This is a genomic window from Bacteroides celer (genome assembly GCF_002632415.2).
Taxonomy (GTDB): domain Bacteria; phylum Bacteroidota; class Bacteroidia; order Bacteroidales; family Bacteroidaceae; genus Bacteroides.
Map to the genome: position 1 here is coordinate 4,589,930 of NZ_CP178209.1, position 19,309 is coordinate 4,609,238.

At 40.0% G+C, this 19,309-nt stretch carries 16 protein-coding genes and 2 pseudogenes; 5 read left to right on the forward strand and 13 right to left on the reverse strand.

Annotation, left to right across the window (positions count from 1 at the left end):
• The first annotated feature begins 119 nt into the window (after nucleotides 1-119).
• Nucleotides 120-1,796, forward strand: a complete 1,677-nt coding sequence (locus CJF29_RS18760) for a glycoside hydrolase 43 family protein (protein ID WP_074559485.1) — start codon at nucleotides 120-122, stop codon at nucleotides 1,794-1,796.
• Nucleotides 1,797-1,878: 82 nt separating this feature from the next.
• Here the strand turns inward: CJF29_RS18760 and CJF29_RS18765 are convergent, their stop codons facing one another.
• Complete coding sequence (locus CJF29_RS18765) at nucleotides 1,879-2,307, reverse strand: DUF6575 domain-containing protein (protein ID WP_004301681.1); 429 nt, start codon at nucleotides 2,305-2,307, stop codon at nucleotides 1,879-1,881.
• Between the two features lie 2 nt (nucleotides 2,308-2,309).
• Nucleotides 2,310-2,684 (reverse strand): hypothetical protein, encoded by a 375-nt coding sequence (locus tag CJF29_RS18770; RefSeq protein ID WP_004301677.1) that lies wholly within the window; start codon nucleotides 2,682-2,684, stop codon nucleotides 2,310-2,312.
• A 179-nt stretch (nucleotides 2,685-2,863) separates the two neighbouring features.
• Here CJF29_RS18770 and CJF29_RS18775 point away from each other — a divergent pair, with 179 nt between their 5' ends.
• On the forward strand, nucleotides 2,864-3,514 hold the full coding sequence (locus CJF29_RS18775; protein WP_074559488.1) for an HAD family hydrolase: 651 nt from the start codon (nucleotides 2,864-2,866) through the stop codon (nucleotides 3,512-3,514).
• A gap of 23 nt (nucleotides 3,515-3,537) precedes the next feature.
• Here CJF29_RS18775 and CJF29_RS18780 read toward each other — a convergent pair.
• From CJF29_RS18780 to CJF29_RS18805, 6 genes and pseudogenes are all read right to left on the reverse strand, one after another.
• A pseudogene (locus CJF29_RS18780) lies at nucleotides 3,538-3,723 on the reverse strand (antitoxin); the annotation flags it as partial.
• A gap of 99 nt (nucleotides 3,724-3,822) precedes the next feature.
• On the reverse strand, nucleotides 3,823-5,607 hold the full coding sequence (gene tnpC, locus CJF29_RS18785; RefSeq protein WP_413544483.1) for an IS66 family transposase: 1,785 nt from the start codon (nucleotides 5,605-5,607) through the stop codon (nucleotides 3,823-3,825).
• 68 nt (nucleotides 5,608-5,675) lie between these two features.
• Nucleotides 5,676-6,011: an IS66 family insertion sequence element accessory protein TnpB gene (gene tnpB, locus CJF29_RS18790; RefSeq protein ID WP_099147683.1), complete on the reverse strand. Its 336-nt coding sequence runs from the start codon at nucleotides 6,009-6,011 to the stop codon at nucleotides 5,676-5,678.
• Nucleotides 6,005-6,379: a hypothetical protein gene (locus tag CJF29_RS18795; RefSeq protein WP_099147684.1), complete on the reverse strand. Its 375-nt coding sequence runs from the start codon at nucleotides 6,377-6,379 to the stop codon at nucleotides 6,005-6,007. The genes tnpB and CJF29_RS18795 overlap by 7 nt, the downstream gene beginning before the upstream one ends.
• A 64-nt stretch (nucleotides 6,380-6,443) precedes the next feature.
• Nucleotides 6,444-6,683, reverse strand: a pseudogene (locus CJF29_RS18800) (HEPN domain-containing protein); the annotation flags it as partial.
• A complete protein-coding gene (locus CJF29_RS18805; RefSeq protein ID WP_004301671.1) occupies nucleotides 6,680-7,003 on the reverse strand; it encodes a nucleotidyltransferase domain-containing protein in 324 nt (107 codons plus the stop codon). The gene CJF29_RS18805 and the pseudogene CJF29_RS18800, both read right to left, overlap by 4 nt.
• Nucleotides 7,004-7,267: 264 nt before the next feature.
• On the opposite strand from CJF29_RS18805, the gene CJF29_RS18810 reads away from it, so the two are divergent.
• On the forward strand, nucleotides 7,268-8,407 hold the full coding sequence (locus tag CJF29_RS18810; RefSeq protein ID WP_099147540.1) for a glycoside hydrolase family 88 protein: 1,140 nt from the start codon (nucleotides 7,268-7,270) through the stop codon (nucleotides 8,405-8,407).
• A gap of 65 nt (nucleotides 8,408-8,472) precedes the next feature.
• Here CJF29_RS18810 and CJF29_RS18815 read toward each other — a convergent pair whose 3' ends face one another.
• Nucleotides 8,473-12,759: a two-component regulator propeller domain-containing protein gene (locus CJF29_RS18815; RefSeq protein WP_099147541.1), complete on the reverse strand. Its 4,287-nt coding sequence runs from the start codon at nucleotides 12,757-12,759 to the stop codon at nucleotides 8,473-8,475.
• A gap of 431 nt (nucleotides 12,760-13,190) precedes the next feature.
• Here CJF29_RS18815 and CJF29_RS18820 point away from each other — a divergent pair, with 431 nt between their 5' ends.
• A complete protein-coding gene (locus CJF29_RS18820; protein ID WP_032842376.1) occupies nucleotides 13,191-13,625 on the forward strand; it encodes a DUF6078 family protein in 435 nt (144 codons plus the stop codon).
• Between the two features lie 291 nt (nucleotides 13,626-13,916).
• Here the strand turns inward: CJF29_RS18820 and CJF29_RS18825 are convergent, their stop codons facing one another.
• The 4 genes from CJF29_RS18825 to CJF29_RS18840 all read right to left on the reverse strand — a co-directional run bounded on the left by CJF29_RS18825 (nucleotide 13,917) and on the right by CJF29_RS18840 (nucleotide 17,557).
• A complete protein-coding gene (locus CJF29_RS18825) occupies nucleotides 13,917-14,339 on the reverse strand; it encodes a PD-(D/E)XK nuclease domain-containing protein (protein ID WP_099147542.1) in 423 nt (140 codons plus the stop codon).
• The gene (locus CJF29_RS18830; protein ID WP_255299448.1) at nucleotides 14,330-15,736 is read right to left on the reverse strand and encodes a discoidin domain-containing protein; all 1,407 of its coding nucleotides are present in this window, start codon (nucleotides 15,734-15,736) and stop codon (nucleotides 14,330-14,332) included. Before CJF29_RS18830 ends, CJF29_RS18825 begins: the two co-directional genes overlap by 10 nt.
• Complete coding sequence (locus CJF29_RS18835) at nucleotides 15,640-16,944, reverse strand: O-antigen ligase family protein (RefSeq protein WP_255299449.1); 1,305 nt, start codon at nucleotides 16,942-16,944, stop codon at nucleotides 15,640-15,642. Before CJF29_RS18835 ends, CJF29_RS18830 begins: the two co-directional genes overlap by 97 nt.
• A 283-nt stretch (nucleotides 16,945-17,227) precedes the next feature.
• Entirely contained in the window at nucleotides 17,228-17,557 is a 330-nt protein-coding gene (locus CJF29_RS18840; RefSeq protein ID WP_255299450.1) for a DUF1573 domain-containing protein, read from the reverse strand.
• 74 nt (nucleotides 17,558-17,631) lie between these two features.
• Here CJF29_RS18840 and CJF29_RS18845 point away from each other — a divergent pair, with 74 nt between their 5' ends.
• Nucleotides 17,632-19,293: an IS1182-like element ISBf3 family transposase gene (locus tag CJF29_RS18845; protein WP_099147543.1), complete on the forward strand. Its 1,662-nt coding sequence runs from the start codon at nucleotides 17,632-17,634 to the stop codon at nucleotides 19,291-19,293.
• Nucleotides 19,294-19,309: the final 16 nt, after the last annotated feature.

The following is a 19,309-nucleotide window of genomic DNA, read 5'->3' on the forward strand; positions in this document are numbered from 1 at the left end:
GTATCTACCAATTTTTCTATGACTCTGCACAAATATTCCTCCTTGTGCAGAGTCTTTTTATTTACCTTTGCCATCAGATAAAACCAACGAATCATATCTATAAATAATCTATCTATAACATGAAACGATTGACACAGACTTTAGCCTTTTGCTTATTAACGGTTTTCACCGCAGTAGCACAGAAGAACTATGTATCTGAAGTATGGGTTTCCGACCTCGGAAACGGTAAATACAAAAATCCGGTGCTTTATGCCGACTATTCCGATCCGGATGCTTGCCGTGTAGGAGATGATTTCTATATGACTTCATCCAGTTTCAACTGTTTGCCGGGATTGCAAATCCTTCATTCTAAAGATTTAGTCAACTGGACAATCATCGGTGCCGCAGTTCCCAATTCCCTCTCCCCTATCGAAACTCCGGAACGGCCGGAACACGGCAATCGTGTATGGGCTCCGGCTATTCGTCATCACAACGGTGAGTTTTACATCTTTTGGGGAGATCCCGATCAGGGAGCTTTTATGGTGAAAGCCAAAGATCCGAAAGGTCCGTGGAGCGAACCGGTCTTGGTGAAAGCGGGAAAAGGTATCATTGACACTTGCCCGTTCTGGGATGAAGACGGAAAAGTATATATGGTACACGCATACGCAGGAAGTCGTGCCGGACTGAAAAGTGTAATCACTATCTGCGAACTGAATGCAGAAGCAACAAAAGCGATCACTCCTTCCCGTATAATTTTCGACGGTCACGAAGCACATCAGACTTGCGAAGGTCCTAAAATGTACAAGAGAAACGACTATTATTATATCTTCCATCCGGCCGGCGGTGTGCCGACAGGCTGGCAGGTCGTATTACGTTCTAAAAACATCTACGGTCCTTACGAATGGAAAACAGTACTTGCGCAAGGTAACTCTCCTGTCAACGGTCCTCACCAAGGTGCATGGGTAGATACTCCTACCGGAGAAGACTGGTTCCTCCACTTTCAAGATGTCGGTGCTTACGGACGCATTATGCATCTCCAACCGATGAAATGGGTGAACGACTGGCCTATTATCGGTATTGATAAAGACGGTGACGGCTGCGGAGAACCTGTTTTGACTTACAAGAAGCCAAATGTCGGTAAAACATATCCTATCTGCACTCCACAAGAAAGTGACGAATTTGATGGGTATACACTTTCTCCGCAGTGGCAATGGCATGCTAACATTAATGAAAAATGGGCGTATTATGCAGGTGACAAAAGCTATGTCAGATTATACTCTTATCCGGTAGTAGAAGATTATAAGAACCTGTGGGATGTAGCCAACCTCTTATTACAAAAAACTCCTTCTGATAATTTTACCGCAACAATGAAACTGACGTTCAGCCCTAACCAAAAGAATAAAGGCGAACGCACCGGACTTGTCGTTATGGGCAGGGATTATGCCGGACTTGTTCTAGAAAATACAGACAAAGGTTTGGTTCTGTCGCAAGTTGAATGTGACAGAGCAGATAAAGGCAAACCAGAAGAAGTGAAAGCCGCTGTTGATCTTTCGCAAAACACGGTTTATCTGAAAGTGCGTTTCAGTTGTGACGGAAAGAAAATCAAGGGTAGTGAAGGCGGACATGACCTCATTGTGATGTGTAATTTCAGCTATAGCCTCGACGGAAAGAAATATGAATCATTAGGTGTTCCTTTCCAGGCAAGAGAAGGACAATGGATTGGTGCCAAAGTCGGTATGTTCTGTACGCGTCCGGCTATTAAAACGAATGACGGCGGTTGGGCAGACGTTGACTGGTTCCGTATTACGAAGAAGTAATCAAAGTATATATAAGGATGAAAAAAGATTGTCCCACAACTTTCAAGCAGTAGCGGGACAATCTTTTTTATCTTCTTTAAACTTACATACAAGCCCAGCCAAATTTACGAACAAGCTCTGCAAGCAGACTACGGTCTTTTATTGGCAAATTAATGACCACATTCTCGCGCTTCTCTCCAGATAAAACATATCCCTCAGCCGGCAATTTATCTTCCAACAATACACTTTCCTTTAATAACGTTTTCTGGTATTCACCCGATTGAAACACAACATCGTAATACTCATGTTCATTTTCAGGCTGTAGATAGAGTAAACGCAAATCGGCTTTACCTGCTAAGAAGGATTCAAGTCTACGTGTAGAGATACGTATTCCCGTATAGCGATAAACCGTCTCATCATCATATAAAAGACAAAGATACAGTGTATCAAAGGCATCTCTTGCCACAAAAAGCTGAGGCACATCACAGAAATCCAGAATTTTGTCTATCCTTAACACATCTTCCATTCCCATAATCAGACTATTTTAGCTTGTAAAACATTAAAATCCTTTGTTCTCCACCAAGAATAATGTGCTATATCAAATGTTTTCTTTAACACTCCATCTTTTGGTTCCAATATGACTAAAGCAATATTTGCCTTCTTGAACTTAGGAAGCTTTAATCTTTTCTCCGCTTCTTCCCTCTCTGAAAATAGAGAGACTGCCCTTGTCACACATTCATCTATTCCTAATCCTTTAAAGACCTTATCCGGCTGCATTTTTCTTTGCGAAAAGAAATCTTCTGTTGTAACAGGATTACCATTTGCAATTCTATAATAACAGCCTTCGCACCGCTTCGCATCCGTTGGGGGACATTGTTCAGGCAATGCCTCAAACCATTCTGCATTCATTATTCTTTAGTTTTTCGCAAAGTTAAGCCAATCTGGTAGAATAACAAATATATTTCCGGCTTTGTTGTTCATTCGATATTCTCTAAACTATTGCCTCATTCTTCCCAATCTCATTTTTTTAGTATACCTTTGCAGAATAAAAGATTTAAATATAGAATTAACTATAAACATAAGCCTTAATGAAAAAACTAATAATATTCGATTTGGACGGTACATTATTAAATACTATCGCAGACCTCGCCCATAGCACTAATTATGCTTTGAATAAATTAGGATACCCCACACACGATGTAGAAAAGTATAACTTCATGGTAGGAAATGGTATCAACAAACTCTTTGAACGTGCATTACCCGAAGGAGAAAAGACAGAAGAGAATGTGCTCCGGGTAAGAAAAGAGTTTATTCCTTATTATGATATTCACAATGCAGACGATAGTCGTCCTTACCCGGGTATTTCAGCGTTATTGTCTTATCTGCAATCCGCAGGCATTCAGATTGCCGTAGCCTCCAACAAATATCAGGCCGCTACCGAGAAACTGGTTGCCCACTACTTTCCGGAAATTCATTTCACTGCCGTTTTCGGCCAACGGGAAGGAGTAAATGTCAAACCTGATCCAACAATCGTTTTTGATATATTAAAACTTGCCGATGTACGAAAAGGAGATGTTCTTTATGTAGGTGATTCCGGTGTAGACATGCAAACAGCGGCCAATGCCGGTGTAACAGCTTGCGGAGTGACATGGGGATTTCGACCACGTACGGAACTGGAAGAATTTAATCCGGCATATATGACAGATGTGGCCGAAAAAATAAAAAAAATGGTCTTTTAACGATGATATCCTTACAAGAATAATTATGATTCGGCAAGTAAAACTTCAATAGTCTCAATAAGTTCTCTTGCCGGAGCTTTTATCGTACTGATTTCATCCTCCGATATTGAATAAATGCAATTATAATCCCCTTTTTGCCGTAATTGTTCCATACGCGCCAAAAAACTTCCCAAACGTGCACTAATTTTGCCTGTTTTTATAAAATTCAAGTTAGCGTCCAATTTTGACGTGTACCCCAAGGAAAGCCGCCACAAGGCGGTTCCCTCATAAATAACGTCAAAAAAGATACTGATTTTTAATATTTGTTATTACTCCAGTCCGATTGTCAAGGGTAACAAATGTTCATAATCCCTACGTCCTTTAACAATTTCGCTGAAAAATCTCTTGAAATAATCAAGCACAGACACACCCTGCATCTTACAGGTTGAGATGATGGTATGATATACCGCTGAAACGTGTGCCATCCTGTCACTTCCGAAGAATAACGAGTTCTTTCGCTCACCGGCCAAGGGACGGATAAAACGTTCGGCAATGGAATTGTCGATGGAATAAGAGCCGTCATTCAAGTAGGCGAACAGCTGAGTCCAAAAAGTATTCATATAATTTATTGCCTTCTCCATCAACTCTCCGCGGGGCGGATGACCGTCACTGAGCAAGACGTCAAGCTTACTGCGTAACTTTATGATTACTTCTTTGGTCTTTAAGTTATTCCGGCAAAGCTTTATCTGCTCGGGGGACAACTGCCCTTCTTCATACTCGCGTTCCAGCTTGTAAAGCTCACCGATCAATTCCAATATGAATGCCGCATCCTTATCATTACCCTGATCCAACGCATACTTGAACTTCGCACGGGCATGGGCCATGCAACAAAGATGTTCTATATCGACCATATGATCATCCAAATACAGATAGACATTGTAGCCATCTGACTGAAGAGCTTTCACCTGGCTGTCACCCAAGATATGCTTCAAGGCATCACGTCCTCTGGAACCATCCTCGTAGCAATAGATAACCACTTTTGACAGTTTGTTGACCAGACACCAGATGTATTTCTTCTTATAGCAGCCTTTACGCTTTACCCGGCACCAGGTCTCATCACAGTTCACGATGGAATCCTTTTCCAAACAACTATTCTTAAGATAAGCAATCAAAACGCAGAAATGGGTAGAGCCTTTCTCCAACCAATTGGTCAGACTCATACGGCTCAAACGCATTGATTCACCTGATAATCTGTACATTTCACGATAAAGAGGGGTATCCAGAACATATTTGTTGAAAGCAAGATAAGCCAGAAAAGAACCGGAAGCGTGCGTTCCAGGAACCACGTCAATGATTTCAGGCTGCCCACTGAAAGGGAAATAGCCTTCATGAATTTTCCCGTCCGAAGTCTTATAGCGGATAACCTCGTAATCATGCTCGACAAGCTTGCTTACCTGTTCATAGGCATATTTACGGAAACGTTTGATGATTTTTGAACCTGCCGGCAGTTGGCGGATATCACTATTATGACAAACCGTATTGTCAGCGCTCATAGTGCGATAAGAAAGTCCTTGACGATAAAGACGGGCTTCTTTTGATTTTGATTCAAAATCCTCTTCCTGCGCATGAGCCTCACCAGATTGTGGCAAGCAGGAGCCGAGGGATTGGGGAGTGCCGTCGAAATCATCCTTGTCACGTGTATGGTCCTCTTCGACCTCACGCTTCTTTTTATGGATTCCTTTTTGGCTCTTACCATCATAAAGATTCTTATTACGGACTTTAAGCCGCTCTTCCAAAGCTGATATTTTAGACAACAGATTGATGTTCATCTGTTTATAATCGTCCAGCTGTTTTTCAGCTGCAATGGCCGATCTCTGCAAAGACAACAGTTCATCAACCTTGGACAACAGTTCATCAATGCGAGCCTCGTCCCGTTGGATCCGTTCAGCGTCACGCTCACGGGCAGCCATCAGCGCTATTATCATTTTTGATTTTTCGTCAGGGGTCATATCTGAATATGGGTCTTCAAAAGGTGCAGGAGTCTCCTCCCGTTCCTTCAATTTCCTTGCGGAAGAAAGCTGTTTCATTCTTTCCAAATCATTCATATTCAGCATCTTTGTTGCTTCAAAGATACAAAAAAACAATGAAATAAAAGAATTTTTTACTACTTTTTAATTGATAATTATTTGATTATTAAACGTTTAACAACAGGGGATTCCAACAAGAGGATGACATCCTGCCAATTGATTGAATAAATACTTTCAGCACCATTACAGGTTACATGCATAAACTGGTAGCCGGGTCTGAAACGTTTCTCAAACATACTGTAAGACCGTCGGTCATAGCTGAACAAACGAACCAGACGTAAATCTTTAGACATCACGATAAAGACATCACCATCCTCAGGCTCACGGTTCAACTGTTGATGGATGATGGATAAGACCTTATCATATTTACAGCGCATATCATGAAAATCACGAACTAAGAAAAAACGATTTAGTCCTGTAATATTCAACATAAGCCCTCCAGTTTCTCCACTAAGCTTTTCAAACCTTCGTAGCTTAAATTTTTCTGACTGAGATGAACACCATTGCTCATGCGGATATCCACCAGGATTCGAAGTTCGGTATGACAAGAAAGCCGAGGATCCGATTCTGGCTTTACTTCCCGGATTGAGGAAGGACTTTCCGGCACTTCTGCTTCCGTTGAGGGAGAACCCAAAACCTGAACAGGAATTATCTTCTTTCGGGTATCCTTGTACCATTTGGAAAATAGGTTATAAGGAACTTGGTTGGACATACAAAATTTCTCAATAGAAACACCAGCAGGGATACCTTCCAATTTATAGCGCAAAAATAGACGCTCAAAATCATTGTAACTATACATAAACTTGGATTTTGATTTAACGAAAGCAAAGATCTGGATTTTATATCGGTTATACTATACGGCATTTTTGGACGCTAACAAAATTCAAGCCAAAGCAAGCTATCAACCCATCATGGGTTTTACATGATAATCCATTTTGTATTAATAAAGCCTGAACAGCATGAAAACAGGCATAATAATATCTATTGGAAGCAATATCCCAATACTTCAGATCAAACATCTCATCTGCTTGTTTCAAAAATACTTTAGCTTTCTCCAACTGTAATATCACCAAAGAATTACGTTCTTCATCTGTCAATTTCATACTAATTCAATTCCTTCCTGCTCTACATTTTTATAAAATGGTGTAATACAACTTGCAGCCCATTCTTTCATCGTATACATAATCGGATTAATTCGCGCTCCCAAGTCCCATCCCAACATAGTTAAGGGAAAGCTTACCTTATCATAATCTTCAGGCTCCAATTTTTCTTTATCTAAGATAATCAAAATATCCCAATCAGAATCAATCCGTGCATCCCCACGAGCTTGAGAACCAAACAACAAAGCCTTGCCACCTTTTGGTAAATGCTCTGTCAATGCCTGCTTAATAGACTCTAATATTTTATTTGTATGACTTTTCATATTCGTCTCCCCTTACTCTTCTACAAATATACAATAAATATCAATACAACAATATGACTTACAAAAAAATCGCTCTTGCTAATTATTCATACTTGGTTCTTATCCATGACTAATATGAATAAAGAATAAAGTCTAATATTACATATTTTCCGTACAAATTTCAATATCACTTTCCTTACAATGCATTTTCTTTGCAACAGGTAAAGAAAGGCTCACCTTTGTGTGCCTCAATCTAAGAACAATAGTAATCTAATTTATTATAAAATGAAAAAGCATCTTATACTATTTTTTGCAGGAGTAATATTGAGTTACGGGAATATAAAAGCACAAACAGCTCCCGATAAAAAAGAAATTCTCAAAGTAACCCTTCAGGTGAACGACTATTTCATGAAAAAATATGCCGACTATCGCACTCCTTCCTTTGTGAAAAAAGTAGTTCGCCCCAGTAATATCTGGACACGAAGCGTATATTACGAAGGCTTAATGGCACTCTACTCCATCTATCCCGCAGACGAATATTATCTCTATGCCAAAGAATGGGCGGATTACCACCAATGGGGCTTCCACCGTGGGACAACCACCCGTAATGCAGATAATTACTGCGCCAGCCAAATCTATCTCGATTTATACAACATTTGCCCCGATCCTGAAAAAATACGGAAAACGAAAGCCAATATGGATATGCTGGTCAATACTCCACAAATAAACGACTGGTGGTGGATAGATGCTATCCAGATGGGGATGCCTATATTTGCCAAAATGGGGAAACTTACAGGCGAACAGAAGTACTTCGACAAAATGTGGGATATGTACGAATATACCCGTAATAAACACGGAGAGAACGGAAAGTTCAATGTCAAAGAAGGTTTGTGGTGGAGAGACCATAATTTCGATCCTCCATACAAAGAGCCTAATGGCGAAAACTGTTATTGGAGCCGTGGTAACGGATGGGTATACGCAGCTTTGGTGCGGGTAATGAACGAAATTCCATCTGATGAAAAACATCGCCAAGATTACATCAATGATTTTATGGCTATGAGCAAAGCACTGAAACAATGCCAGCGTGAAGATGGCTTTTGGAATGTCAGCCTCCACGATCCGTCAAACTTCGGAGGCAAAGAGACTTCCGGCACAGCTCTTTTCGTATATGGTATGGCTTGGGGCGTACGCAACGGTCTATTGGATAAAAAGACCTATCTGCCTGTAATCATAAAAGCATGGAATGCTATGGTGAAGGATGCAGTTCACCCGAATGGTTTTCTTGGTTATGTACAGGGAACCGGCAAAGAACCGAAAGACAGTCAACCTGTCACATACGACAAAGTTCCTGATTTTGAGGATTTCGGAACAGGATGTTTCCTTCTTGCCGGAAGTGAAATCTATAAATTAAACCTCAATATGTAACTGATAAACATACTTATCTTGAATCCGGTCTATCCTGCACAAACCGGATTCAAGGTAAGTATATACTACGTTTTACTTCTCTCCCCTTTCTGGTAAGCCGAAGGAGATACTCCAAACTGCGCTTTAAAACATTTACTGAAATAAAGAGGATCGTTAATACCCACTTTATAAGAAACTTCCGCAACAGTCAGATCCCTTTCGGTCAAAAACAGTTCGGCAGCCTTCTTCATTCGTACGACACGCAAATACTCATTCGGTGAGTATCCTGTCACTCCGCGTAATTTCTTATAAAACACAGTTCGTCCCATCCCCATCATCTGCGCAAATTCATCAATAGAAATGTTGTATTGAGAATAAATCTTTTCCACCACAGCCACCAACTGATCTGCAAACTCCTTATCCCGGTCCGTGTTACATAAAGCAGGACGCACTACCCCCGGTTCACTGGAAAACTTCTTCCGTAACTTTTCGCATTGCTCTATCAGCCGGAACACCTGCGCAAGCAAAAGCTTAAAACTAAATGGCTTTGCAACATAAACATCCGCTCCCGCTTCAAGTCCTTCCAGGTGCTTATCCGGTGAAGTCAAGGCAGTCAGCAGAATAATAGGAATATGACTTGTCGCAAATTCAGTTTTCAGTTTCTTTGTCACTTCGAAACCGGTCATCCCAGGCATCAATACATCGCAGATAATCAAGTCTGCGTCATAGTTGCATGCCTTTTCAAATCCGGATATTCCATCCGCAGCCACTTCTACTTCAAAATAAGCACTAAGCTCCTCCTGCAGGAACCCACGAATATCATTATCGTCTTCGATGACTAATATTTTATGTTTTCTTGATGTGGTGACTGTCTTTTCATGTTCCTGACATTCCTCTGAAAGCTCCTGCAAATGGTGAGTCTGCATATTCGCTTCTTCCAACAGGAGATTACCGGGAACCAGGAAGTCTTTTTCCGAATAAACAGTTTTATCAGTCGGAATACATACCGTAAATACGGAACCTCCCCCTTCATTATCTTTATATTCAATCGTTCCCTTATGCACCTGCACCAATTCATGGCTCAAATGCAACCCTACTCCAATGCTATCTCCGGAGAAACTACTTTGCATGAAACGTTTAAACAATTCTCCCTGCTTTTCTTTAGGAATACCTACTCCGGTATCCGCTACCTGAATGTATAAACACTTCTTCACCTCATCCACATTCACAGAAAACAGAATTGTCCCACCCGAAGGAGTATACTTAAAAGCATTTGAAAGTAAGTTATACACCACCTTATCCAAATTACCTTTATCAATAAACATTTTATAGGATGGCACAGACGGCAAAAAGCGGAAATCCATATTCTTCTGTTCTGCTACGTCACTGAAACTTAAATATATTTCGTACAGGAAAGCAACTACATCAGTTTCCTGCAGAGAAAGAGCCAACTTGTTGTTCTGCATTTTTCTGAACTCCAGCAACTGATTAATCAGCCTCAACATACGTTGTGTACTTTTATCCATGACTTTCAACGGATGCAATAAGGCTTGTGGAATATCATCCATCCGGTACATTTTCTCCAATGCTCCTTGGATCAATGTAAGCGGAGTACGGAATTCATGAGAGATATTTGTGAAAAATACCAGTTTATACTCTGTCAGTTGTTTTTCAACATTGATGCGGTTGCGCAACCTATTGAAATTAAAAATGATACGATATGTAAAGTACAAAGCTATTAACATCAGGATGAAATATCCAAGCATAGCCCAATTTGTTTTCCAAAACGGAGGCACGATAACAATCTTCAAAGTTGTTTCGGTATCATTCCAAATACCGGCACCATCACAATATTTCACATGGAAAATGTAACTGCCCGGCTCCAGATATTTATAAGTGGCAAAACTTAACGAAGACGGAACATTCCATCCCTTGTCATAGTTTTCCAGCCAATACATATACTTGATTTGACCATTATCCGAATAATCGAGAGTAGAAAAATCAAGCATAAAAGAATTCTGGAAATATTTCAATGTAATCTTATCCGAATAGGCTAAAGATTCTTGCAAAGGAGAACCCGGCATATTAGGCTTCACCTGAATTCCATTAACGGACAATCCTGTGATAACAATAGGAGAAAGCAATCTCTCTGTTGGAATCTTCTTCGGGTCAATAATCGTCAATCCGTAGTTTGTTCCAAAAATCAGTTTACCGTCTGCACCCATACACGCACTGTTCTCGCTATATACATTTCCTAATGTATAAGATGAGAAGAAATAATTCTCGAAAGAATGGCTGTTGGGATTGAATCTTGAAATTCCATATTCCGTAGCAATCCATAATTGTCCCGAATAATCTTCTAAAATAGATTGCACCATATTATTAACCAGTCCTTCCGCTATTCCATAATGTGTATATTTCAAAGACTGACAGTCGTCTGACAGTTCGCATAGATTCAGCCCGGCACCCGAAGTACCTACCCACATGCGCCCTTTACTATCACGAAACAGGCAACGAATCTCATTGCTGCAAAAATTGCCATCGGTGTAGCTGAACAAATGATAGTTATCTTCATTAGCGATCAATGAGTCAGGGTGGAAAATACAGATACCTTCACTTGTGCCCATCCATATCATCCCTTTCTCATCTTCTGCCATTACTCTGACTATCCGTAAGCCATACTTCTTTCCTTGAAAGAAACGACGGAACTTGTATTGTCCTTTTTCCGTTGATTCTGCCAGATCCAGTCCTCCTCCAAATGTTCCCACCCACATACGATCTTTCTTATCACGAAGAATGGAATAAATATTAGAATGAGATAAGGCAAAAGGATTAGACGGATCCGTTTTATACCATGTATCTCCTATTTTTAGTCCGTCTCCCCGGGTTCCTATCCATATATTCTCCTGACTATCTTCTGAAATCGCATAAATATTATAGGGCAAATAATGATTATCTATCTTAGTTTTCAGATGAGAATCATAATTATACAATCCACCTCTTCGCGTTCCTACCCATATATCTCCATTCGACATTTTAGTCAGTAACCGGATTGTATTCGAACGGTCAAAAACATCCGGTGATTCCGGATAGACATGTGTAATGCCTTTATTTGAAATGGAAATATGAGACAAACCGGAATATTCGGAGCTTACCCATATCCCTCCTGTTCTGTCTTTCATCAAACATAACAAAAAATCTGACCCTATAGGTCCTGCATTCTTCCCTTCGGAAACAAAGTGTTCCAACCGATCTTCCTGAATATCGTAGGTGAAAAGTCCGTTTCCATAAGTTGAAATCCACACAATCCCCCGGTCATCACGCACCACATGATAGCGTTCATAATCTATATATTTCATCTTCTCTTCAGGGATCAGTTGAAAATCTTTTATTTCTCCGCTCTTCGAGTTTATATAATAAATTCGTCCTGTGTTATTGTAAGCCCAACAATCTCCGTAATTGTCATGAATCACTTTTCCATTATTTATTTTCAGTTCCCGGCAAGGAGTTATTTGAAAGTTCTGAAAATCAAATTCATATACCCCTTCGCTGGAAGTAAATATAACCCATTTATCTTTTATCAATGAATGTGTACTGACAGATGTATTACCGGCAATAGCAGACAGCGACGCTAAACAGTCTATTTTTTTCGATCCATTTACACAACGATACACATCTCCACTCTTTGTCAGAAAATACATATCCTCTCCATGAGGGAAAGAAGAAGAAAAATTCAATTTCCTATCGATAAATTCAACTTTCCCTTTATAAACAGACGCAAGTCCCTGCATGGTACCAATCCAGATCCTGCCACTAGAATCTTCATTTATAAATTTAATCCGGTCATCGGGCAAGTTTCCAAATTCCGTTCTAAACTTCACAGAGGTCATAGTCCGATCGTCCTCACAAACAATTTGACGCACACCATTCCTTCTATGCCAAAGCCACACATCTCCATTAGAGGACATAAATATTTCTGAATAGTTCTCTCCATCACTTCCGGTACCGGTAAAATCTACAAAACAAGCTTTCTGTAGATCATAACAGCTGAATAATTCCGGCACAGTCTTTATCCACAAAAAACCATTCTTATCCTCTGCCACATGTTTTATTCTGTTATCTGCTAAAGAAACCTGATCGTGTTTTCCGCTTTCCAACTGATAAGTAAGAAAAGTATTTCCATCATAACGGGTCAATCCGTCTAAAGTACCCAACCATAAGAATCCTTTACTGTCCTGAAACATGCATCGTACAGAATTACTAGGTAGCCCATCACTGGTTCTCATTTGTTTGGAACTAAGTTCAATATCAGCATACAAATCCGATAAAGAAAAACTTAACAAAACGAAGAGGCATAATAATTTATATTTCATATAGTGGTTGGGGTTATTTTGATTGCTGGTTACAAAGATACATCTTTTCATAGTTTTTTTAAGATTTATACAAGCAAAACTAACCAAAAGGAAGAATAAATACAAAAAACTTAGCAGTCTATTTCGAAACAAGGATTATTATCCATATTTATGTCATTTTTTCCATATACTGACCAATGATTTGCATTGGTTCATAATCGGTACGGTTTTGAACAATTCAATGCTTTTCTCTATAACATGGTCAATTCTTCCATCTCCTTCACTTTTCTCTGTTTCTTCGATAAATAAGGAGTTTGAGGTGGAATGTCTTTATTCTAAAAAGGTTGTCATCTAAAAAAATAAGAACAAGTGAAGCAAATTCTGTATTTCAAGATAAATCCTTATATTTGTATCAAATTCGTCTGATATAAAAGTTGAATATGATAAAAACAATGAATAAGCCACTTACATACGATGATATACCTAAAATGTATCTGTTTTGCAACCACACCAAATGTCCGCGCCGCAACAAATGCCTCCGTTTTCAGGCTGCGATGATTGTGCCCCAAAGTGTTCCTCACTACGAAGCGATCAACATCAACCATGTAGCGGGGAATGAAAAGGAATGTTCCTATTTCAGCGCATACACTCTCACGACCTTTGCACTTGGCATCAGCCATATATTAGACGACGTTCCGCACAAAAAAGCTATGGCCATACAAAACAGCCTTAAATCTTTAATGGGGAAAAGCATGTACTACCGTATTCGCAACAAACAACGTCGACTTCATCCATCGGAACAGAAACAAATCGCAGACGTTTTCCTGGAACACGGCATCAAGACAAAGATTAACTTCGACGAATACATTGAAGATTATGACTGGTAAGCCACAGATTGTGACGGAAAAGATACTTGCGAAAATATTTCATAGGAATTGAATAAAAGTTTCATAACGATAAAAAAAAAGTTCCATAGAAATGAAAAAAAAGTTTCATCGTGATGGAAATAAAGTTTCACGACGATGAAACCTGTGAAACTTTTAGCACAAATAAAGATTAACAGGCAAGCGAAGACCTAAAGGTTACACATGCGTCATATTCCCCTTATAATAAGAAGCCTCCGCAGACGCCCGTCCAAATGTTCAAGCATAAATATTAAAAAAAATCGGATACCATATTTAGGCTTCTGATGCATTTTCGCAATCCGCTCTGGACGCCAGCTTCTCCAGTGCCACCAATTCCCATCCCTTGAACACCAGCGTAATCAATCCAAGCCGGGTATTCCCTTTCGTGCGGGCCACCTTCCCATCATCGGCATAGCAGCGCAACTGTTCTGCCGCATCACGTTTCAGCAAGGCGATGTCGGCATCGGAGGTGTCACGCCGGGCATACTTCACCTCCACGATATAGCTGTAGACTATGTCCGGCTGGCGCACCAGATCGGGCATCATGTAGAAATCCGCATAACCTTTGGAAGATTCGTATTCGGGAAGAAGGATGTAGCCCTGCGTCAACCCTAAGTAAGCCAGCAGGAATCCCTTGACGTGCGCCTCGCCGTCGATAAATTCACGGATGGCATTTTGCCGATGAATCAATACCATATCTGCTTAACATCTTTATACAAGAAAATTCGTTCATCCGTCCCCCTAGTAAGATCTCTCAATAAAAGTAAAGCATTTTGTGGTACATGGTGAAAGGTTAGACTAAAATCGTCAGCTATTTGTTTGCCCAACGACACCCAATCCATATCCCAATAAAAAAGCTCGTAAGTATCTCCAATACGAACATTATTGTCATCATTACGTGTCATATAGCCTATTCTTCCAACAGATTCCGGTTTGCCCAAATCCAATCCTACCCAACCATCTCTTAAAGTTTTAGATGCGAAAAATGTCAACGGATCTAAATCAAAAGCAGCAGAACGGCTATAATGAGGATTCTTACTTCGTTCTTCAGAACCAATAATTGTTCCTGTCAGTTTTTTATTCTCTTTATCCAAGAACATCAATTCTGCAATATTACAGCGGTAGGGCTTTGGACAGATATAACGCCAATAACGATACTTTGTAGTATCGCTCACATTTATACTACCCGATACGCTATACTCTTTGAATGTATGTACTGTGACAGCATCACTGAAATCCTCCTTGTGTGCTGCTTGAAACATGCTGTATTTTAAACGGAGTGCTGTGGTGAACGCTTTGCGCGTTAAAGGATATTTCCGTTTTAGACTAATACTTCTTTTCGATGTGTTATCGGGATTCAAGAACTCCAGTTCACCTTTTTCATTCAACAAAGCAGGATAATTGAATGGACGAACCCTTCCATTTATATAATATACCGGCAGATAGACAGCTCCCTTCTCTATTTTATCAAAGACGATCTGCTTACTATCTTTTATTTCCGAAAAACAAATAGGAATCCATTTCGCATTGTCGAATACAGCCAGATACGCATATCTTTCTTTGCGTTCTCTTTTCCCGGAAAGTATAGGAAAAATAGGATCAATGGTTGTTGCATATTCATCCGTAACGTCTTTTATAAACACATTGCGCAACGTTGACGGGACACTACCAGCTTCTTTATTCAGCCGGACTAAGGCCGAATTGGGAGAATATGTTCTTCGATATACTTTTCCCTTACACTCCCCCGGTCGTAAGGCAGCTAAAAAAGGTTCATGTCCTCCTTCACATACCATTCGGCGATCGTGATCTATCAAAATACTAAGCCACGAATGTGCATGTGCTTTTGTAGGCCACTGCAAAACGAAATCATACGAAACCGCAAACCCCTTACTGCGCATGATAGCTAAAGCTGTGTTTGTCCTTGTCTCACAAGAATTGGAAGGAATATTGCACCAAAACGGAACCTTATATAACGCATGCCACTTCAGAGGCTTTTTCAAATCGACAATAACGGTATCACGTAGTTTAATATTAATAGCTTCTGCCGCATGATAGGGTGTTTTATTCCAAATGTCATTATAAGAAACATACATTGTGCCAGCTTATATCGTCTTTCAGCTTCTTCCCAACATTCCATTTGATAGTAATTATCCGCCAATTGCATTTGCAGGTCATACGTATTGATATAAGATTCGCAATGCAAGAATATGTTGACGCTTTGTTTGTACAATTCCACATTTTTCAATTCTGATGCATAATTGTACAAGAAATAGGGATTGCCATTCCACTCATCATATAGCTTGGTAAATACAGATAATTCATTATCCAGCAAACCATTGTTCTTTTCTGCAACCAACGAAATTCGTTTCCATGTACGCTCGAAAATGATATTCTTAATCAAAAAGAAACAGAGTATAAAAAGAATAATCAATAAAAATGGCTTGTTGAAACGTATTGTTCGTAGAGCAACCTCCCGTTGATTAAGTGAAGCGAGGCAGTAGATAATCATGAACCAAACAAAAGCATATTTGAATGGATAAGAAAAACAGGAAAATATAGCAATAGAAACAAGTGTCAGTATGGCTGGAGTGTCAAATGCCACATTACTTCGAAAAACAGCAATCAACGACAATAAGAATAAAGCGATTCCTATGAGTCCTTGTTCAATCAGCAGCAACAGATACTCATTAAATGGATGATCCGTGTTTCCTGCCAATATTCTATCGCTTTCATCAGCATGGGAGGAAGACAAATATTTGGCTTGTTCCGGCATGTAATCCGCCTTAAAAGAGCCGAGTCCGTTTCCCTGAATTATATGTTCCTTACACAATCCGGCAGATACTTTCCAAATCAGAACACGACCGGAAGCGGAAGCTGGTTTTAGATAAATCAGTCCAATGAATAAACCTATTAGAAACAAAGCGCCTCCGCTGATAAAAAAGATGCGCCTTCTATGAATTAACTTCCGATAGCAGAGAGCGTAAAAAAGGAGTGTTACTACGCATAAAGTAAGTATACCTGTTCTCGAACCGGATAAGATAACGACTATAATGAGGAGAAGACACGCCATAAGCTTGAACGTTCTTCTTTTTCCGTTAGAAGTCTGGCACAAAAGAAAAGGATAACAGAGAACGATGCTTGCAGCAAATCCGGCGGGATTATCAAAAGAACCGGTAACTGGAAAATAAGATTGAGTTTCTATATACCCTGTGGATTGCAACAAGCCATACAAGGCCGACAAAACTCCAACGACAACTAAAATGCTATTAAATGTTTCTGTAGGATTTTTTCTATTACGCATCAACACAAAAAGAATCCATCCAGATACGATGTATACACTGTGTATATATTGCGATGTAAAGAGACTGCAAACGAAAACATATCCCATAAAAACAGTAAAAGACAGAAATAGAAAATCAACAGACAGTCTAATTTTTCGCTTCCAGTTCCCTATGCAAATACCTCCCCATAATATGATGCCGACAACGAAACTTATATTTTTAGGCATAAAATACCTATCCATAAACCAATCAGCCGATAAGTATAAGGTGGTGATAAGTAAAAAAGAAAACGTAAAAACATTATCACTGAATAATTGCCTTAACTTGCAGAATATAAAAGAGGGAGTCTGTATTTGCATTGATAATAATTAATTCTTCTTTCGCTCCTAATCCTTTTCCTTTCGGATTGAAAGAGAAATGAAGCGAGCACGATTCGTCAGGATTTAATTCATACTTCTCCACCGATGCTTGTGTACATCCACATCCAGTTTCGATCTCTCCTATCTCCAATCTGGCATTGCCTACATTGGTGATTGTAATGCTATCACGACAAATTATATCAGAACTAATTATTCCGAAATCGTGTGTATGAGGTTGTGTCAAAACGCTGACACAGCCTTTTTTTATGCGCAAAGCCCAGACTTTCTCAAGCCCGGGCTTTGTTATTACCCAAAGTTTTCGTATCTTTAGGTATAAAGTTTTTCGTTATGGCAAAGTTACATTTTCGTCCTTACATTCCCAACCAAACCGTTCTTTTTCCACAAAGAATTGATGAAAACATAGCTGCGACCGACCCGGTCCGCATCGTGAATGCTGTTATTGACAATCTCAATCTTGAGAGTTTCAAGAAGCTTTATAAGGAAACGGGCCGTTGTCCTTATCATCCTAAAATGATGCTTAAGGTGATAATCTACGCCTACATGAATAATATCTATTCTTGCCGTAAAATAGAGAAGCACCTCCTTCGTGACATTCATTATATTTGGCTTGCCGGTAATGAGCATCCGGATTTTATCACGATCAACCGTTTTCGTAACCGTGTAAAGGAGGAAATAAATAATGTATTTACCCAGTTGGTTCTTGTCCTTGCCGATAAAGGTTTCATCAGCCTTGATGTGGAGTATATCGACGGCACCAAGATTGAATCCAAAGCCAACAAATATACTTTTGTCTGGCGCAAGACAGTCGAACGGAACCGTACGAGACTAATGGATAAAATCCGTATTCTCTTGGAACAGGTGGATGAAGCCATTGCACAGGAGAACTCTATAAAAGACACATCCGTGGAGTTTACTCCCTGCAGGCTCTCTGACATAGTGGATGAACTTAAAGAAGCCCTGGAACGCCAGCCTGCAACAAAGGATAAGGAAGAAAAGAAAGCCCTGCGCAAAAAGAAGAAGCAGGGCATGGAACTTGAAGGGTATCGTGACAAGCTGATAGAATACGACAATCACCTTGATACCCTTGGAGAACGTAACTCCTATTCCAAGACCGATCCTGGTGCCACATTCATGCGCATGAAAGAAGATGCCATGAAGAACGGGCAGACCAAACCCGGATATAATCTGCAAATAGGTACTGAAAACCAATTCATCACAGACTTCCGTCTGTTTCCCAACCCTACCGATACACTGACCCTCATACCTTTTTTCCACTCTTTCCAGTACCGCTATAACCGTTTACCGAATATCTGTGTGGCAGACTCCGGTTACGGTTCGGAAGAAAATTACCGGTTCATGCAGGAGAATGGGATAGAAGCCTTCATCAAGTACAATTACTTCCATAAAGAACAGCGTCCTCGTTATACTCCCAACCCGTTCCATGCCGAAAGTCTCCATTACAATGCCCAAGAGGATTATTACGTTTGTCCTATGGGACAGCACATGAACCGTATAGGAACCAAACGTGACAAGACAGCGAGCGGATACATCATCGAAAGTGCCCGGTATAAAGCAAAAAGATGCGAAGGTTGCCCTTTGCGTGGCAGTTGTTTTAAAGCTCGGGGGAACCGTATTATAGAAGTCAACCACCGATTAAATCAATACAAACGGCAGGCACGGGAAAGGTTGCTCTCAGAAGAAGGTATCAAGCATAGAGGCAGGAGGTGTATAGAACCAGAGGCTGTGTTTGGACAAATGAAATACAACATGGCATACAGAAGATTCCGGCATGTGGGAGAAGACAAGGTTACAATGGACTTTGCTTTCTTTGCTATAGCCTTTAATATCAAAAAAATGTGTGCTAAACTGATAAAAGAAGGAAAGGGGCTCATTACAGTTGCCAAATATATGTTTATGGGACTATTTATAACCCGATATAATTGGAATATAGCAACTTGTTGCCAAATGCATGAGGAAAAAGCAGCATAGCCAAAAGAAAATATAG

What these genes read in the sequence shown, in the direction of transcription:
- CJF29_RS18815 (WP_099147541.1), bottom strand. Translation starts at nt 12,759, where the DNA reads ATGAAATATAAATTATTATGCCTCTTCGTTTTGTTAAGTTTTTCTTTA.
- CJF29_RS18830 (WP_255299448.1), bottom strand. Translation starts at nt 15,736, where the DNA reads ATGTATGTTTCTTATAATGACATTTGGAATAAAACACCCTATCATGCG.
- CJF29_RS18770 (WP_004301677.1), bottom strand. Translation starts at nt 2,684, where the DNA reads ATGAATGCAGAATGGTTTGAGGCATTGCCTGAACAATGTCCCCCAACG.
- CJF29_RS18775 (WP_074559488.1), top strand. Translation starts at nt 2,864, where the DNA reads ATGAAAAAACTAATAATATTCGATTTGGACGGTACATTATTAAATACT.
- CJF29_RS18765 (WP_004301681.1), bottom strand. Translation starts at nt 2,307, where the DNA reads ATGGGAATGGAAGATGTGTTAAGGATAGACAAAATTCTGGATTTCTGT.
- CJF29_RS18810 (WP_099147540.1), top strand. Translation starts at nt 7,268, where the DNA reads ATGAAAAAGCATCTTATACTATTTTTTGCAGGAGTAATATTGAGTTAC.
- tnpC (WP_413544483.1), bottom strand. Translation starts at nt 5,607, where the DNA reads ATGCTGAATATGAATGATTTGGAAAGAATGAAACAGCTTTCTTCCGCA.
- CJF29_RS18795 (WP_099147684.1), bottom strand. Translation starts at nt 6,379, where the DNA reads ATGTATAGTTACAATGATTTTGAGCGTCTATTTTTGCGCTATAAATTG.
- CJF29_RS18845 (WP_099147543.1), top strand. Translation starts at nt 17,632, where the DNA reads ATGGCAAAGTTACATTTTCGTCCTTACATTCCCAACCAAACCGTTCTT.
- CJF29_RS18835 (WP_255299449.1), bottom strand. Translation starts at nt 16,944, where the DNA reads ATGCGTAATAGAAAAAATCCTACAGAAACATTTAATAGCATTTTAGTT.
- CJF29_RS18825 (WP_099147542.1), bottom strand. Translation starts at nt 14,339, where the DNA reads ATGGTATTGATTCATCGGCAAAATGCCATCCGTGAATTTATCGACGGC.
- CJF29_RS18760 (WP_074559485.1), top strand. Translation starts at nt 120, where the DNA reads ATGAAACGATTGACACAGACTTTAGCCTTTTGCTTATTAACGGTTTTC.
- tnpB (WP_099147683.1), bottom strand. Translation starts at nt 6,011, where the DNA reads ATGTTGAATATTACAGGACTAAATCGTTTTTTCTTAGTTCGTGATTTT.
- CJF29_RS18805 (WP_004301671.1), bottom strand. Translation starts at nt 7,003, where the DNA reads ATGAAAAGTCATACAAATAAAATATTAGAGTCTATTAAGCAGGCATTG.
- CJF29_RS18820 (WP_032842376.1), top strand. Translation starts at nt 13,191, where the DNA reads ATGAATAAGCCACTTACATACGATGATATACCTAAAATGTATCTGTTT.